This window comes from Mesorhizobium sp. B2-3-2 (assembly GCF_006442295.1).
Classification (GTDB): domain Bacteria; phylum Pseudomonadota; class Alphaproteobacteria; order Rhizobiales; family Rhizobiaceae; genus Mesorhizobium.
On sequence record NZ_VFWA01000015.1, the window covers coordinates 15,392 to 32,362 of the forward strand.

The 16,971-nt window shown below is 61.0% G+C and carries 13 protein-coding genes; 3 read left to right on the top strand and 10 right to left on the bottom strand.

Annotated elements, in window-relative coordinates:
* Window positions 1-4: 4 nt before the first annotated feature.
* The gene (gene tssL, locus FJ964_RS25065; protein ID WP_140552882.1) at window positions 5-1,516 is read right to left on the bottom strand and encodes a type VI secretion system protein TssL, long form; all 1,512 of its coding nucleotides are present in this window, start codon (window positions 1,514-1,516) and stop codon (window positions 5-7) included.
* 285 nt (window positions 1,517-1,801) lie between these two features.
* On the bottom strand, window positions 1,802-2,857 hold the full coding sequence (gene tagH / locus FJ964_RS25070; RefSeq protein ID WP_140552883.1) for a type VI secretion system-associated FHA domain protein TagH: 1,056 nt from the start codon (window positions 2,855-2,857) through the stop codon (window positions 1,802-1,804).
* Window positions 2,858-3,107: 250 nt separating this feature from the next.
* Between tagH and tssI the strand changes: the two genes are divergently transcribed.
* From tssI to FJ964_RS25085, 3 genes are read left to right on the top strand one after another with little or no spacing between them, the layout of a single operon-like run.
* Window positions 3,108-5,435, top strand: a complete 2,328-nt coding sequence (tssI, locus tag FJ964_RS25075; protein WP_140552884.1) for a type VI secretion system tip protein TssI/VgrG — start codon at window positions 3,108-3,110, stop codon at window positions 5,433-5,435.
* 9 nt (window positions 5,436-5,444) lie between these two features.
* Entirely contained in the window at window positions 5,445-5,873 is a 429-nt protein-coding gene (locus FJ964_RS25080; protein WP_140552885.1) for a DUF6484 domain-containing protein, read from the top strand.
* On the top strand, window positions 5,873-6,955 hold the full coding sequence (locus FJ964_RS25085; RefSeq protein ID WP_224713263.1) for a HEAT repeat domain-containing protein: 1,083 nt from the start codon (window positions 5,873-5,875) through the stop codon (window positions 6,953-6,955). Before FJ964_RS25080 ends, FJ964_RS25085 begins: the two co-directional genes overlap by 1 nt.
* A gap of 8 nt (window positions 6,956-6,963) precedes the next feature.
* Here the strand turns inward: FJ964_RS25085 and FJ964_RS25090 are convergent, their stop codons facing one another.
* The 8 genes from FJ964_RS25090 to icmH all read right to left on the bottom strand — a co-directional run bounded on the left by FJ964_RS25090 (window position 6,964) and on the right by icmH (window position 16,970).
* Window positions 6,964-7,758, bottom strand: coding sequence for a type VI immunity family protein (locus tag FJ964_RS25090; protein ID WP_140552886.1), 795 nt, complete (start codon window positions 7,756-7,758; stop codon window positions 6,964-6,966).
* Window positions 7,759-7,932: 174 nt separating this feature from the next.
* Window positions 7,933-8,472: an SMI1/KNR4 family protein gene (locus FJ964_RS25095; protein WP_181172616.1), complete on the bottom strand. Its 540-nt coding sequence runs from the start codon at window positions 8,470-8,472 to the stop codon at window positions 7,933-7,935.
* 5 nt (window positions 8,473-8,477) lie between these two features.
* The gene (locus tag FJ964_RS31515; RefSeq protein WP_224679312.1) at window positions 8,478-9,407 is read right to left on the bottom strand and encodes a DUF4150 domain-containing protein; all 930 of its coding nucleotides are present in this window, start codon (window positions 9,405-9,407) and stop codon (window positions 8,478-8,480) included.
* Entirely contained in the window at window positions 9,407-10,465 is a 1,059-nt protein-coding gene (locus FJ964_RS25105) for a beta-ketoacyl synthase N-terminal-like domain-containing protein (RefSeq protein WP_140552888.1), read from the bottom strand. Before FJ964_RS25105 ends, FJ964_RS31515 begins: the two co-directional genes overlap by 1 nt.
* Entirely contained in the window at window positions 10,462-11,520 is a 1,059-nt protein-coding gene (locus tag FJ964_RS25110; protein WP_140552889.1) for a DUF2169 domain-containing protein, read from the bottom strand. Before FJ964_RS25110 ends, FJ964_RS25105 begins: the two co-directional genes overlap by 4 nt.
* 65 nt (window positions 11,521-11,585) lie before the next feature.
* The gene (tagF, locus tag FJ964_RS25115; RefSeq protein WP_224713253.1) at window positions 11,586-12,128 is read right to left on the bottom strand and encodes a type VI secretion system-associated protein TagF; all 543 of its coding nucleotides are present in this window, start codon (window positions 12,126-12,128) and stop codon (window positions 11,586-11,588) included.
* On the bottom strand, window positions 12,110-15,646 hold the full coding sequence (gene tssM / locus FJ964_RS25120) for a type VI secretion system membrane subunit TssM (protein WP_140552890.1): 3,537 nt from the start codon (window positions 15,644-15,646) through the stop codon (window positions 12,110-12,112). Before tssM ends, tagF begins: the two co-directional genes overlap by 19 nt.
* Window position 15,647: 1 nt before the next feature.
* A complete protein-coding gene (gene icmH, locus FJ964_RS25125) occupies window positions 15,648-16,970 on the bottom strand; it encodes a type IVB secretion system protein IcmH/DotU (RefSeq protein WP_140552891.1) in 1,323 nt (440 codons plus the stop codon).
* Window position 16,971 lies beyond the last annotated feature (1 nt).

Consider the following 16,971-nt stretch of genomic DNA (forward strand, 5'->3'; position numbering starts at 1 on the left):
GCCTTCATAATGTCTCTTCCTTGGCGATCATCACATCGACACGGCGGTTCTTGGCGCGGCCTTCCGCCGTCGCATTGTCGGCGATCGGCTCGTCCTCGCCCTTGCCATCCACCGATAGCCGCGAGGAATCGCTGAATCTCCATGCCATCATCGATTCGACAGCCTTCGCCCGGGCGACGGAAAGGTCGTAGTTGGATTTAAAGGGGCCCGACCTTCGCGGCTTCACATTGTCCGTGTGGCCGACAATCCGGATTGGACCGGGTTCGGGCTCCAAGGCTGCGGCGATATCCGCAGCAATGGGCTGGAAATCCGGCTTCGCCTCGGCCCTGCCGGACTGGAACAGCAGAAGATTGTTGATTTCCACCACGATGAAGTCGCCCTTCGTGCCGACGGTCAGCCCACCGCCTTCGACGTCCTTGGCCAGTGCTGAGCGAATACGATCGATCTGCTTGATTGTCGCCGCGGATGGGGTGACTTTCACCGGCTCAGCCAATGGCGCGACGCTAGCTCGTTCGATGGCGACTGGTGTGGAGGGATTGAGTGCCAGCAGTGTGCCGGCGGTGGCCTCGCCTGCATCGGTGATGAAGACCCGCAACGCGAAGAATGTCGCCGTCAACAGCGCCGACGCCGCTGCCGCAAGGACCCAGAGCGGCAGACGGGCCGACGGCTGCGCCATCGTCGCCGCCAGACCCTGCCAGCGCGGCGAGATGTCCTCACCGGCGCGCGCTCTGAAGTAGCGCAGCGTCTCGTAGACGTCGCGTCGAACGCGTTCGAGGTTGTTTTCTTCTCGCGTCAGCCCTCGATACTGGCCCTCAAAACCCAGCGACAGGCAGGCATGCATCAGTTCGAGCAGATCGTAGTGCTTCTCGGGATCGGCCAGGATCTTGTTGAGTGCTTCATAGAAGCCTGTTCCAGCAGACGCGGTGTGAAAGAACTGCGACAGCATGCTGTGCCGCGCCCAGGCATCGTTTTGTGGCCAGGGTAGGTTGCCGATGAGATCGTCGACGGTTTCACACAGGGCAAATTTTGCAATCCGGGCATCTTCTTCGGCAACCCCTGATTTCGCCAGCGTTCTGTCGAACTTCTCAATCGCTTCGGCGACATGGTCAGCCAGCAGCCCCGCTTGCCTCTTCACCGGGACAAGCCTGAGCTGGCCGAGCAGCATCAGCAATGGTGCGGCGGCTGCAAGGATCGGGTTTGCGGCGGAATAACTGACATTGGCCGTGGCACCGACCAGGGTCTCCTGCCGGATGGCCGGCGTCGGCACTGCCGCGGAAGCGCCGAGTTCTGCCGCGCCGGACGGAGCGCCTTGACCAATCACGGTCCCAGATGTCCAGCCCGGCGCATTGCGCAGGCCGATGCCGGGATCGAACACCGTTGATTCCTTCATCCGGGAGGACAGCCCGCCATCTGCGACGGGCTCCGGAGGGGCCGGCGCCGGTTTCGGCTCGCGCCTTGGAGTGGCGCGAATGACGGTCTTGCCCGCCGGGCCGAAAGGATCGTCCTTCGAGCTCATCGCCCACCGTCCCGCAGGCGGCGCCAGAGGGTCGCAAGGTGGATTGTGAACGGACAAAGGAAATTCAGACGCTGCTGTCCAGGGCTGTGTCCGCAGCAAGGGGGGTTAACAGACGCTATCCCGCTGTAACATGACATTTGCCGCAGACCCCAGGTTAATCAACCTTACCCGATTGGCGAACTGTCGTATGTGACTGTAATCTCAGAATTCGTCGATTGGAACCGACGTCTTACACGGAAGCCACTTTCTTCGCCGACGACCGCACCACGGCTGCGTTGCAGCAGTCTATTTTTGCTTTGCGGCTTTGGCGTAGGCCTCACTGAAATAGGCCAGGAATATGTCCAGCATGCCGTTTTCGTGTGCTTCCTCCATGGTCCGCCACGTCGCGACATAGGCGTCCCAGGCCTGGTTCTTCTTCGACGCAAACGAGGTAGGGGGGATTTTCCTGCCGATCGCCTCAGGCGACAGGTCGTCAAGTAGCCGGGAGAGCGCGGCTTGCATTGCGGCATAGGTGGCAAGTTCGTGCGTCTTGAGATCACGGAATGCGTCTTCAATACTGCGCCTAGCATCAAGATAGCCGGCCCGGCGACGGGCGAACATGATTTCAAGGATGTCGTCGGTTCCTGGGACGAACTTCAGCGGATTGTTGTCGGCGGCGCTGATCATCGTCCGTTGTGGGCTCTTGGCCAGCATTTTCGCGGCCGCGCGCGCTTTCAGCAGCACGCTCAGTTCCTCGACCACCGCCCGCAGCACCACGCCGATTTCGGCCGCGACTTCATGGCGGTCGCGTGATTGAAGCAATTCCGACGAGATACCGGCTCCTATAGCAATTTCCCGCAGCACGTCGTCCCTGGTCGAAGGGAGAGGCGCAGGTCGCGACGAGGGCGGCGATCCAGGAACGCGCTGCTCGAGCCTTTGGTCAGCCGGAGTGACGATTGGCTCATCGGCGAATTCGAACGGCTTATCCGTCGCGACGGGCCTGTCTCGTTGCGTCGAACCGTGGCTTGGATGGCCTGTCGCGGCGCCCTCATCGTCGATGGATACGAAGATGACATAGCGGCCGATCAGCACCCGGTCGCCGTGATCCAGCCGGTGCGTGCCGGTCATGCGCTGGTTTGACCCGTTGATATAGGTCCCGTTGCGCGAGACATCATGCAACCAAAACGCGCCTGACTCGTATCGAACCTCGCAGTGCCGGCCGGAGATGAACTTGTCAGGGTCCGGTAATGTCCAGTCACAGGCCTCCCGGCCGATTTCGAAACCACGATCGCGCGCCGCGTAGCGGGTCGAATTGCCAGCGGGTAGGGCGTCGGCATTGTTGATTTGCAGGCTGATGTACATCCTGGATCGCCGTCGATCGGTTACCGATATTGCGCCATTGTAGCAGTTTGCGCGCACAACGGGACAGCAGCGTTTCGGGATGATGAATCGAGGGGGCAAGCTCCAATGACCATGCGGCCCTTTGGTCAGCAGGACAACATGTGCTAGTCTCAACACAGTCTGGTGCGGCGGGTCCAAAAGAAGTTCCTCAACGGGTTGCGGGACCTTTAAATCCTCCACACCGGCGGCCGCGTCCAGGAGGGGCACGACCATGCCGAACGAACGTGCCACGGTTGTCCAGACACCGGTTGGCTCCGAGTTGTTGACTTTCACGCATCTTGTCGGGCGCGATGAGATCAGCCGTTGTTTTGCCTACACGGTCGGGTTCGTGAGCACCGACTCCAATATCGATCCGCTGAAGATGCTGGGTGGCCCGGTCTCGATCGAAGGTGAATCCGATCCGAAGCGCTGGTTCAGTGGCATTGTATCCGAGTTTCGGCTCACCGGGATTGAGGATCGGCTGGCCTACTATGAGGCAGTCATCAGGCCGTGGCTCTGGTTTGTCGGCAACACCAGCGATTGCCGGATCTTCCAGAACAAGAGCGTCGTCGACATCGTCAAGGACATCTTCAAGAAATACAGCGCGGCGGAATTCGATCTGCGCCTCCAGGGGTCCTATCCCCCGCGCGAATACTGCGTGCAGTACGATGAGACCGATTTGGACTTCGTCCAGCGGCTGCTCGAGCATGAGGGCATCTTATATTTCTTCGAGCACGATGACGGCAAGCACACGCTTGTCTTGGCTGACGCCATGAGCAAGCTGAAGCCTGCGCCGGGCTACGAGAAAGTGCTCTACAACTTTCAAGGTCAAGGTTCCCGGCGTGATGTCGAGTACATCACCGCGTGGATACCGGGCAGTTCGGTGCGCCCCGGCGCTTATGCCCATACCGACTATGATTTCAAAAAGCCGGGCGCCGACCTCATGGCCAAGTCGGCCCAGCCGTTCAGCCACAAGCTGGCCGCCGGCGAGAACTACCGCCAGCCCGGTGCGCATCTCGAAGTGGGCCGGGGCGACAGCCTGGCCGCGATCCGGCGCGAGGAAATCCAGGCCGTGCACCAGCGCATCGCCGCTGTCGGCACCGTGCGCGGCCTCTATTCGGGCTGCACGTTCAAGCTGGACGGCTTTCCGCGTGACGACCAGAACCAGGAATATCTGGTGGTGAGCGCCGAATACAGGCTGTTCGACCCGGGTTACAGGCCCCATGCCGACGTCGACAGCGAGAACTTCCAGGTGATCCTCGGCGTGGCGCCGACCGCCGTGGCCTATCGCCCGCCACGGATCACGCCGCGGCCAATCATGCGCGGACCCCAGACCGCGACCGTGGTCGGTCCGTCCGGCGAGGAAATATTCACCGACAAATATGCCCGCGTGAAGGTCCAGTTCCATTGGGACCGTCTGGGCAAGAAGGATGAGAACAGTTCCTGCTTCGTGCGCGTATCGCAGACCTGGGCCGGTAGCGGCTGGGGGTTCATCCAGATACCGCGCATCGGCCAGGAGGTGATCGTCGATTTCATTGAGGGAGACCCGGACCTGCCGATCATCACCGGCCGGGTCTACAACGCCTCCCAGATGCCACCTTACGGGCTGCCGGGCAGCGCCACGCAGTCCGGCTGGAAATCGGATTCCTCCAAAGGCGGCGGCGGCTACAACGAACTGATGTTCGAGGATAAGGCCGGCTCCGAACTGGTCAATTTCCAGGCGCAGAAGGACCACAACCTTCTGATCAAGCACGACCGCACCAAGCTCGTGCAGCACGACCAGTCCGACCGTATCGACCACGACGCCAAGCACTCCGTCGGCCACAACCTCGACGAGGACGTCGGCAACAACAAGACGGTCAAGGTCGGCGTCGACCAGACGACCAACATCGGCTCGAACGACACCGAGACGGTGGGTGCGAACCGCTCGCTGACGGTTATAGCCAACGAGACGATTCATGTCGTTGCGAATTCGACCGAAAACATCGACGCCAACCATTCGCAGACGGTTGGGCTGGTGCAGACGGTTACGGTGGGCGCGGCGCGTGTCGATACGGTAGGGGCGGCTGAAGCGCGAACGGTCGGCGCATCACAGACGAACACGATCGGCGCGTCGCGATCGGTGAGCGTGGGAACGGCGCAGGATCACAGCATAGGAGCTAGCGACAGCTGGCAGATCGCTTCCAACCAGAACGTGTCCATAGGCGGCAGCCACACGGAGAGCATAGCGAAGAACCAAGGCTCGACCGTCGGGGGCGCACGTACCGCTTCGGTCGGCAGGGACGATTCGACATCCGTAGCCGGCGCGCATTCGCTTTCCGTTGGCAAAGACAGTGCCATTTCGGTCACCGGCAACGGGACGATCAAAATCGGCAAGAAGCTGGTCATCGATGCCGGAGATGAAATCCTCATCAAAACGGGCTCGGCCAAGATCATGATGAAGAAGGATGGCACGATCGCTATCGAGGGCAAGGACATCTCGGTCAAGGGGTCGGGCCAGATAAGCATCAAGGCATCGAGCGACATCACTATGAAGGGCTCGAAGATCAGCGAGAATTGAGGTGCAGCGATGAGCGACGTTCGCGAACGCATTGACGGTGTGGTGATCGGCATCTTTCTCGGTTTCGACGACGCAGCGTCGCCGCTCGTGGTGTTCCCCGGCAATCCGGAGGAGACAGCCTTGCCGGCGCGCAGCTTGACTGCGCTCACATCCGACATGATCGGCTCCGAGGTGGCCTTGCTCTTTCAGGAGGGCGATCCCGCCAAGCCGCTTATCGTCGGCCGCGTCGTCGAGCCGGCACGCAAGATCGCTGCGCCGCAAATCGTGCGCGACGGCGAGGGCGTTCGCATCATCGGGGAAGAGCGCATCGAACTGCGTTGCGGCAAGGCGACGATCCTGATGGAAAAAGATGGTCGCATCATTATTCGCGGCACCTACGTCACGAGCCACGCGAGCGCCGCCAATCGTATCCGAGGCGGTTCGATCGATCTCAACTGATGTTGGCGGCAACCGGAAAACCGAAACCAGAAGGCGCGCCGGAGCAGCGCCGAATAGTACCGGATGTCGTCAGGCAGCATGCCGAGCAGGCCGCGTTCTTCTGGTCCCAGCGCGACACGCTGATGGAAGATGATCCGCCGGACCTTGATGTCGTCGCCGGCGTCGACCGGCGCTTGGAAGCCAATCTGGATGGACTGCGTATTGCTGGACCGGCCGCCTGGCCGTTCGTCACCGCAGCGTATGAGGATTTTCCCGAAAAGGGCGAATTGTTTCTCTATGGATGGATGGCGATCGAGCAGAACGACAGTCGCCGCGTGGCCGACGCGGTCGAGTTCGGCCGTCAAAGCCAGGACGACGCTCGTGGATTGGTCGGCGCGCTGGCATGGCACCGACCTGGGACGATCGCCCTGCTGGTGCGGGACTGGATCGGGGCGCCGGATGCCTTCAAGCGATTTCTCGGCGTATCGGCCTGCCTTGGGCATGGCGTCGACCCGAAACAGATGCTGGCGCGCCTCGTGCGCGATCCGGATGCGCGCGTTCGGGCCACCAGCCTGCGGCTTGCCGGCAAATTGAAGCGTGCCGATCTGGCTCACGAGTTGCGGAACGCGCTCTCCGATCAGGAGGAGAACGCGCGCTTCTGGGCCGCCTGGTCGCTGGCCAAATTCGGCTCCGGCGATCTCGCCGGCAAAGAGCTCCGTAAGGTTGCAGTCCTCGGCGGACCCCACGCGCTGGCCGCACTCCGCGCCGTCGTCAAGGCCGGGCCGGAGCAGGACGTCCGCGCCTGGATGGGGGGCCTGCTGAAGAACCCCGAAACCGCTGCCATCGCCGTGCGCGGATCAGGCATGCTCGGCGACCGGACCATCCTGCACTGGTTGATCCACCAGATGCGTAAACCAGCGCTTTCGGTAGCGGCTGGCGCCGCGCTTTTGGATCTACTCCCCGAGGCGCGCGAAGCGGATTTGTTTACGACCGACCCAAGCCATGTCGGGCCAGCCTTCGCAGAGCATTTTGGCGATGATGTTGCGCGCGTGCCGTTCGCGGACAAAGTGAAGGCTTGGGGGGCCAAGCTGAGGTCGGTTTGACTTGGATATCAGCGCCAGCCGGCAGGATCAACGAAGCGTCTAATCCACTTCATCGTGTTGGGGTCAGAAAAAAAGTCGGTGTAAAAATCCGGATGATCCTGAATGAGGGCTGGCTCAAGGATGCGAGAGGCCTGAAAATATTCGTCCGGAATGTTGCCTGGCCGATTGACGTCTCCAACCACAGGCTCCGTTCCAATCACCGCGACGGACCCATTGGGATGATCGGTAAGCTCGAGGCGGCTCTTTAGGGAGTATTCCTTCAGCCGCTGCGACAGTTCGGGGTGCAGGTCGAGTGCGCTCCCGAGCATTGTAATCCAGCTGACCGTCTTTAGTCCGCGCGAGCGTGCCGCCAATGTCGCCTCGAGATCTTCGACATCGATGCACCAGAACCTCCGGGCCCGATAGTAGATCTCTTCAAACGCAACCGCCTTGTAGGTCGGGTTGTATGCGAACGTCAGCCCCCCGTGGCCTGACTTGAATCGAACCCGGGCAGCGATATCGCGTGAAGCCTCGATCATCCTCTCGACGTCGAAGCCGACGGGGAACAGAAAGCGGGCGCAACTCATAACCCCACGATCACGGAAATGCACTCCATAGAGAGAGAGACTATAGCTTCCGGCCGGATCTTCGATTCCGCGCCCGTCCCATAGCCTGAGCTCGAACCCTCGCCCTTCGCGTATGCGCTTGCGCGCCGGTTCCAGGTAGGGGAGCCAACGACCTCCGGCCAGCGCGACCTTTACGCTGGCTGTCGTTTCCGGTTGATCCGTGCGCCTCCAGTCCGCGAGCTCGGCGAGCTTGTACATACGAACCGATCCCTTCGGCGCAAGGGAAAGAAACACAGCAACAAGATGATCGAGTTCCGCGACGCTGGGTCCTGTCAGATAAACAGTTAGGTCGAGCAAAACCTTACAGATCGCTGGCTCAACGCCATCGTGGTAAAAGACCTTCTGCAGTGGTGGCGGAAGCTGAACGATCGATCAATCCTCCTCGCGACCATTGCGTTTCTCGTCGATAGATGACTCCGTCACCCCTATTCTATATGTCAAGTACGCTTCAAACGTCTTAAACGTTGCATTTATATTCATGTACTCATATTCGACAAAGACTGGATCTCCGTTAGGGTCTTCCTTGTTCGGAATGAGAACAATGAAATAGGGAAGGCCGTCGCCGGCCACGACCAGCAAATGATCTGATTTGAACGGGTCATCGTCGTCCGACTCCCAAATGCTCGTCCAGCTTTCAATGATATCCGCTTCCCACGGGGTACCGTGATCCTCTGTGGACAGGATCTTTCCCGCGCCTTCAAACCTTGACCATCCATTGTATTTGGACAGAAACATCCGAAAGTCCGCCGGCAATTGACGCCCCAGAATACTTTCTGTTTTCGCTATCTGCTCCTCGCTTGCCGGTTCGCCGCGCTTTCCAGGGTACTCCTTGTCAACCGCCAACAGGTAGTATTCACGCATTAGTTCGAGCAGACGGTCTGCCAGGGCAATGATGTTGGATTGCTTGCTCATCGCTTTTAACTCCCTCCAGCGCAGCAGTCCGGCGCCACGCCCGTGTGCGAGTTGTTCATCTCTTTGAGTTGTGAGCCCATGCATCGGTTTGGACCTCTCGACATCACTCTCAAATTGGCGCTCGAAGTCGGATGGCCACCGATCTGCAGGTCTACCGAGTGGTCGATATCGATACCGACCATGTCATTGTCGACCTTGTCCATAACCTCCTTTTTGCATTTTTTTGTAAGTCCGTCATGAGGGACGGCCTTCGCCTTCCCACTTTTGATGTCGTCCCTCAGGTCCTCAATGGTGACAAGTGAATCCAGCCGCGCCTTGGCGCGCTGTGCGTCTGTGCGTCTTCTGACGCCCGCCGATGAACGTTGTGGCGCGGCCGCGTTTCGAGTCCTTGCGCACTCTTCATTTATCGCTTTGCACTTCGCGCAAATCTCCATTTTTTCGCACGTGGTGTATTTCGTGTCGCTGGTCTTGGGTGCATCCTTGCACTCGATCGTCAGCGCATTGTCTCCGGCATCGCCCACTGCGAACATCGGGTCGACATTGCCGGCCAGGTCCACGGTGTTCTTGTCGTTGTGAAACTTTTTGTCAGTGTGGCGGCAGGCATTCTTCCCGTCCATCTTTACGTCGAACGAGTAGGTGATCCAGTCGGTGGCCTTCTTGAATACGTTGGATTTGACACCGCCCACCGTGCCGGGTTCGTCACCTGAACTCATGCCATATTGCGAGCCCTTGATCGCAATCATCTTGCCGCCTTTGGCGAAAACCGTCGTCGTGCCGTCTTTCAGCGTTCCCTGATTTGCGATGTTCGGGTAAGGCAGTGGGATCGGCCCGCCGGGGCTTGGCGTCTTGCAGACATCCGGAATGGTCGCGATTGATATCCCAATCGTTCCCTTGTAGGTCAGCCCTAGCCCATTGACGACGATATGGCTGGGCATCAGCTTGACCTTCTCGGTCCGCCGAGCAGGACTGCTGCCCGCGCGCCGTTCTCGGAACTCGCCCAGAGCAGCGACAGCGCCCCCCTTTGGTATCCTCGTGCCTCGGCTTCCGTGACAAGACTGACGAACAATGGTCCCGAAGCGGCGCCGACATCACCCCAGCAATCGGCTGGCGTTTCGAAATCGGCCGCATCTTTGAAACGTCCCGAATTGCGCAGCACGGCGAACCCGTACTCGTTGCCACGGTAGCGTTCGCCGTTCATGTCGCAGATTATCCTGTCGACCGGATCGATCGGCGCCTCCTCGGAGAGGAAACGGAACGCCGCGCCAAGCCCTTCGCCGAGCACGACTGTTTCGGTCTTGATCCTGTTTTCCTCGCCAGCCGTGGAGACGCCAACGACTTCGAGGAGTGGCTGTAGCGCAAATGCTCGTGCAGTGGTCAATTTTGCCAGCAGACAGAATCCTGCCGCCTCCCCCGGGCAGAAGCCGTAGATGTTACGCTCAGAGTGGAGTTGCTCGTTTTCGTCCAGCCACTCTAGGGTTTCCGGCCCAAGATAGGTATCGACGCCACCTGCGAGACAGAACGTGGCTTTTCCATCTCGCAGTGTCTTGCAGGCATGGTAGATCGCAAGCAGCCCCCCGGCATGGCCACCCTCGATCGACCCCCCACCTTCGAGGGCGACATGCTCGGCCAGTCGCTTGCGTAGCTTGGAGTTGACCTGGGCGGCGAAGCCTTCCGGTTGACCTGGCCGCGGCTCGCCTGTGGAAAGGATAAGAGAAATTGCGGCTGCCTGCACCGACGCTTGCAATGGCCACAGTGCATCAAGTGCCGGCGAGACCGCGATTTCTACCGCGCGCTCCGCGCCAGCAAGGCTTGCGTCTACGCCGATGTCGAGAGTGACTTTCATGCGCTCGCCGAACCTGTCGACCATATAGGGATGATCCTGAATGGCGGAGATACCGGCGCGGACAGCCGCAGCACTTGAGGCCGCGTCAAAACCCAAAGGCGTACGGGCTCCTACGCCGATGACAACAATCGTGTCCTCCTTTGTCGTCATTCGTTTTCTTCCGGTTGCCAGATGCCTGTCGCCGCGACTGTCGGCGAAATGCCGGAACGCGATCTGATACGCAGATTTGTATTCTTCAGCCGTTCTTCGTCGAAAGGCACCGGCAGGGCCGACATCCACGTAATCGAGAACTGCCTTAGATCAGGCTTGATGCGCAGTGTGTGGATAGTGGCTTCACCGTTTTCGCGATCCGGGCGACTGTAGAATTCGGTGGTCAGGTCGAACCTTATGCGCGGCAGAAGGAATTGCCAGAACCCGTCCTCCGTGAAGTTCCCTAGCCGAACGTCCTCGTAGCCGATCAGCGGGGTCCTAGTTTGTTGGTCTTCCGGGGCACATTGGTAGTACAAGCGGCTGAAATCACGTGGCAAAAGCGGATCACGCGTTTTCTCCCATTCCTCGCTATAGGTGCCGGCATGTTTCATACGCGGCTGCCAGTGCCGTGCCACGGGTCCGAAACCGGCCGGTTTGCCGCTCCTGTGGTCGCGATAGGGCGCGTCTGGATATTCAAAATTAGGCCCGGTTTTGCCGATCAGTCGCTGCGGGTCGACCGCAAAGCCCGTACCGACCGGATTACGCTGGTCCCAATTCGGAGTCGACGCCTCCAAATCCGTGCCACCGTAGGTCCGACGCCAGCTGATCGGGATCTTAGTGAACGGTTCTGGTCGGCTCATCCGCACCGACACCGCGCCGGGCATGAACACTCGGTCGCCTACCACATTGACGGTCTTGTCTACGTCCGCGACTTTCATGCGCGCCGCGCTCTCAGTAGCCGGACGTCCACCGGGCGTATAGAAGTGTCCTTCGACCAGAACGTCCGTATGCTTCTTCTCCAGATTGAGGTCCGTCTCGTCGAGCAGCTCGTTCGGATCAGTGCCGTGAACGGGTGCCAGGTTCACCGGAGTCTGATCCTTCAGGAGCCGCTGTTTGCCGTCGGGATCGATCTCGAACGATGCCTTGATCGCGATCAGCCAGACCTCATATCCCCGCTCGTCACGCGTCCAGCTTTCCTGGGCGGCAAATGGCGTCTCGTTAGACAGTATCCACATTTAAACTCACGCATCCTTACGCGGCGGTGAAACAGCAGCCTTCAACTGTCTTGGCAATATCTGCATCAATTGATGTCCAAGCTGGCGACGAAGATCTGCTCCAGCGTCGCTTGCGGCGATAATGGGTCGATGTCGAAAAGGTCCGAACCGGCGGTCCACATCACCAGATCACTGATGACCTCGTCATCCGGATCGACACCTGGCACCGGCAGGGCGCCTAGCGCGGCATCCAGTTCGTCGGGCGTCCGTTCCCCCTGTTGGGCGGCGATGGCCGCCTCTTCGATGCTGGAAAACCACGCCCAGGCGTCGGCCAGCCGAACGGGCGCTTCAGCAAGCTGCGCGACGACGGTTAAAGGGAACTGCCTGCCGACCCTGTCGGTGCTCTGCACGATGATGCCTGCCGATGCGCCGAAGGAAGCCGGGCCTGCAAGAAAGCGCAGCGCGGTTGTGCTTGGCCAAAAATCCGAGCCAAACAGCGGAACGATGTGCTGCGCCAGCCAGCGGTCCCAGCCGCGAACAAAGTCGCCCGTCAGCCGCCTCGTCACGAAATCGCCGGTGGCGGGCATCTTCCCGTAAAAGCCGGGCGCATTCATATCTGCGGTGGACATGTGAATTTCTTGAACATTTCCAGGTTGTAGGGGTTTTCTACGCTGGCGGCCTTGAGTTCGAAATCGGCCCACATGGCCTTTGTCCCCAGCCGCAGGCTATAGACATCGGTCAGCGAAGTGCCGGCGAAACGGCCACCGCGCAGCATCCTAAGCCACGCCCAGCTGCCAGTCTCGTTGAGCATGATTTCTGGCGAGCCGTCGATCGGCTGGAAGGCAAGCGAAATGACGCCGGTGCCGTCCTTACCGGGCCACGTCATTGGTTGCGGCCTCGTAGCGTTGTTGTAGTAGACGAGATTCTGGCCATCGAGATTGAGCGTGACACGGGTCACGTTCGGGGAAAGATCCTTCGGTTCCAGCGTGAAGCTCATCACCGGTCCGGTGCCGCCGGGAAAGAGGTCGTCGCGGATGTGCCTGGCCTGTTCGAAGGCTGCCAGAGCCGAAGGATCGAGGCCGAAATCGGCGCGCCATTTCCATGGCTGGCCGGTCGTATCGACATAGTTGATCAGGTGATCGTTGATGAAGCCGTCGATCAGTCCGGCCGGTCCGAACAGCCTGGCGAAATCACGCACATTGACGTCGACCGCACTGTCTTCACTGAAGGGATAGCGATCGTTCAGCGCTGCCTGGCAGAAAGGCAGTATGTCGGCGCGCCAGATGGCGTTGAGTTCTGAAGTGACCGCCTTCTGGGTCAAATTGCTGGTGTCGCCGGCAATCCCGCCCAGCCAACTGTTGATGGGGTCGGGAAGGATCTGAGCCTGCCTGGCGACCGCACCGGTGAGTTCGGCAAGGCCGCCCTGCTTTTTGATCGCGTCCTGCGGGTTGGGGTTGGCGGTGACCGTCTGCAGCACGTTCGAAAGCGCGGTCAGCGCTACAACGGCGGCGTCCAGTGCCGGCGGCTGCCCGTCGACCTCGGCGATGGTGCTCTTGAGCGGTTTGAAATGCTCGGCCACCAGATTTCCGGTGAGATCCACCTGGTCGGCGGAGCCGGCGCGGGGAAGCAGCTTGGCACCTGATGTCGCCAGCTTGCCGAGCTTGCCCAGCTTGCCGAGCAGCTTCGAAGCGCCCTTGGTCGCCGCCTTGTTGTCGGCAGGCGCGTCATCGGAGCGCGTCAGTTCGGTCTCCTGGACGACCGCCGTAAGCAGCCGCTTCAGCGCCGAATCCGCGCTCGAAAGGTCTTTCAGATTTTCGCTGGCGACATTGAGATCGGTCAATGGCGCGAGCCTCATGTCCCGCAAGAAGCTGTCCCATTGCGCAATGTAGTCGTCATAGTAGAGCTTTAGAATATCCTCGGACAGCGCCGAAACCGAGGTCTCGGCGTTTTCCGAGCAGCCGCCCGCGAAAACGGCACGATCGAGCGCCGCCTGGGCGGCGACATCGTCGATGCGGTCGAGAATGACGTCGTGGAAGCCGGAATAGGTGAAAGCTCCCGAAATGCCAACGCGAAGTGTCTTGCCGGAACGCCGCGCAAACACCTTGCCCCCGTTTGGGCCGGCGAAATTGGCCGGTATCCATTCCTTCAGCCCGGTCACTGCGGGGTCGGCCAGCAACTGCTTGTAGCCACGTGCCGGCAACGAAATGGTGCACACCGTTTTGAGCGCTTCGGCAAACAGGGCCTGGTCCGGTGCGATATAACTTTCATCGACGGTCATCCGCCGGATGGCGGCAAGCTGATGCTCTTCGGCATCGGCTGTCGGAAATGGTGCCGCGGCGGCGAATTCGGGCAAGCTGTTCACCCACCAGTTCTGGGCGTAGTCGGCATCCATCTGCGACAGGCCGGTCATCATGCGATAGGTCTTGAGCGCACCGAGCATGAAATCCGGATCGCGAATCTGGCGCCACATCGTCGCCTCGAGCAGTGCCACCATCCGTGGTTCGAGCAAGTTACGCAGAGCGTGATCGTAGGTGTCGGCCTGTGCTCTGGCCAGTTCCGCCGAGGCTGATGGGCCTAGCAGATCCTGAGCCGCGCCCGGCGGTGGTGTGCGAGCGTTGGCAACCGCGTCCATCGCCTCGAGCGCCCCATCCATGGCAGGTTGCTCAACCGATGCAGGGTTTGCGGCAATTGCGGTCAGCGGCTCTTGCAGCGCCTCGAACTGGCTCGCCTGGGCCGCGATCGCGTTGCGGTTGTCAAAGTAGGCCCAAGCGAACAGCCCACCAGCCAGCAACGCCGCTGCCGCGCATCCGGCAGCCGCACCCCGCCAGATCCAGGCGCGGCGGCGTTGCGCCAGCGGGTCAAACGTGCCGAGACCGGCTTCCTTGAAGATGACTTCGGTGAGCAGGTTCTTCAGGAAGAAGCTGCGCTTCTCGACCCTTGGTGCCGGCAGAGCCCGCCGGGGCGCAAGGCCGAAGGAAGAAGACAGCGCGGCGGTCAGCCGGTCGATGGGTGCCCCTTCCTGCGTTGCCGATGTCAGATAGAGGCCACGCAGCCAAGCGGCCTCCTCATACCTGCTTTCGCCGAACATAGCTTCGACCAGCACCTGGATCGGTTCGGACAGGCTTGCGAGCTGGGCAGGAAACCGGAAGATCTCGGCACGGGCGGCGAGTTTGTCTTCGTCCTCCAGGCGTGGCACCAGGCGCCGCTCGAGCTCAGTCGCGAGCGTTGAGATTTCGCGCTCGATGGTCTTGGCATCCACACGTGCGTTTAGCGCGAAGGTCGCTCCCCATACCTGCTCGCGCGAGGCGGTGGACAAGCCGCCGAAGAAAGCCTCGAAACCCTTGATCAGGTCGGCCTTGGTCAGCATCAGATAGACCGGCAGCCGGATTTCGAGCCGGTCGTTGAGCTCGGCCAACCGGCGGCGGATCTTGCGGCCATGCGCCTTGATGGTTTCGTCGCCTTCCGAAAGCACGTCAATCGAAAGCGCGACGATCACACCGTTCAGCGCGCGCCGGCCCCGGTGCTTCTTCAAAAGGTCGAGGAAGCCCAGCCATTCCGCCGCGTCGACATCGGGCTGGCTCTCCTGTTGGACATAGCGACCGGCAGTATCGATCAAAACCGCGTTCTCGGAAAAGAACCAGTCGCAGTTGCGTGTGCCCCCGACCCCCTGCAAATCGTCGGTAAGGTCGATCGGAAAGTTCAGCCCGGACTGCCGCAAGGCCGTGGTTTTTCCGGTCGCCGGCGGCCCAACGATGACGTACCATGGCATCTCGCGCAGAAACTTGCGCCCGCCCAGCTTGCGACGCTTCAGTTCGGCCATCACATCAGCGAACTTGGCACTGACGGCAGCGACGTTCTCTTCGCCCGGGCTAAGCGGCTTTTCCACCGCCGGCGCGGCAATCTCGGCGACGAACAGGCGGTTGGCACGGATTGCCCGGCGCTGGGCGACGATCAGCCAGACCAACCAGAAAATGACCAGCAGCGCGATGATGACGATGCGCACATTCTCGGAAGCGAAGGGCTCGTAGGGACCGACCCTGACGATCGGACCGAAGATCCAGATTACCAAGGAAAGCAGGGTGAGGCCGATCAGCGTCCACAGCCAGCGCGAAGTCAGGACTGCCCAGATGAAGCGCAGGATGAACATCTCACAGCCTCTTTTCGACCATCACCTCGACGCGGCGGTTCAAGGCTCGCCCCTCGCGCGTGCTGTCGCTGGCCACGGGATCGGTGGCCGCCCGGCCCTCGGAATGCACCCGGTCCTGCGGCACTCCGTTCTGGACCAGCATGTCGGCGATCGTACGGGCGCGAGCCTCGGACAGGCGCTGGTTGGTAGACAGCGGATTGGATTTTTGTAGTGGAACGCTGTCAGTATGACCGACCACCGTGATGTTTCCGATCAGGTCCTGATTGGCGAGGATCACCTTGGCGATCGACCCGATCAGGGGCTCGAAGCCGTCGGTCAGTTGTGGCCGCGACGACTGGAACAGTTCGGGATTGGAAGCCTGGATGATCAGCTTGGCAAGCGAAACGCTCTCGGTGCCGCTGAGAGCAGATTTGAGCTCGGCCGGTGCGGCGGCCTGAAATTCCGGCAACAGCGCAAAATCCACTTTCTCCGGTGGCGGGGCATCGACCTTGGGCGACGCACGGATGATGTCGCCGCGCGCAGGCGGGGGCAGGGCGCGAACAAGTGCGGACAGCTCGACCGCCTGGCTGCTCAATCCCATTGACAGCCCGATATGGATCGCTGTGGCAATAACCGCCGCGCCGAGCGCCATAACCCAGATCGGCACGATGAAGCGCTGCGGCTCGTCGGACGCGATGACACCTTTCCAGTTTGGCGCCAGCGGCGCGCCTTCGGCATCGGCATCACGCAGGACGCGGGCGGCCGCCACGCGAACGGCATTGAGCGAGCGGTCGCCTGACCGGCCAGGCACACGATATTTGCCACGGAAGCCGAGCGCCAGGCAATCATACTGCAGCTCAAGCAATTCGCGATCCCGGTTCGGATGGCGCTCAAGTTCGTCGAGACGCGTGAAGAATTGCGTGCCGGCATCGACATCGCCGCGCAGCATGACCACGAGCGGCTGCCGCGGCCAGGCGCTGGCGCCGCCCCATGGCGTGTTCAGGGCCAGGTCGTCGAGCAAGGCCGCCACCAGCCAGGCTGCCTTGTCGGCCCGCTCCATCGAGGACCCCGTTGACATTGCAGTGTCGCGTGCACGAACCAGTTCTTCGAGCAATCGGGTCCGCAATATTTCCGGATTTTCTGGCGGAAGCGCGCTCTCAAGCTCGGGAGCGAACTCGAGCAACGGCGCGAATGCGTTGACAAGCGCATTCGGGTGGGTGCGAGACCGCTTTACTGGCGCCCCCGGCAAAAGGGGCGCCAGGGGCCGCGGCATCGGGGCGCCACTCAATTTTATGCGAGTGCGTTCGCGATCCTCCGACAGTCCGAAAGGATCATCGCCGCTCATC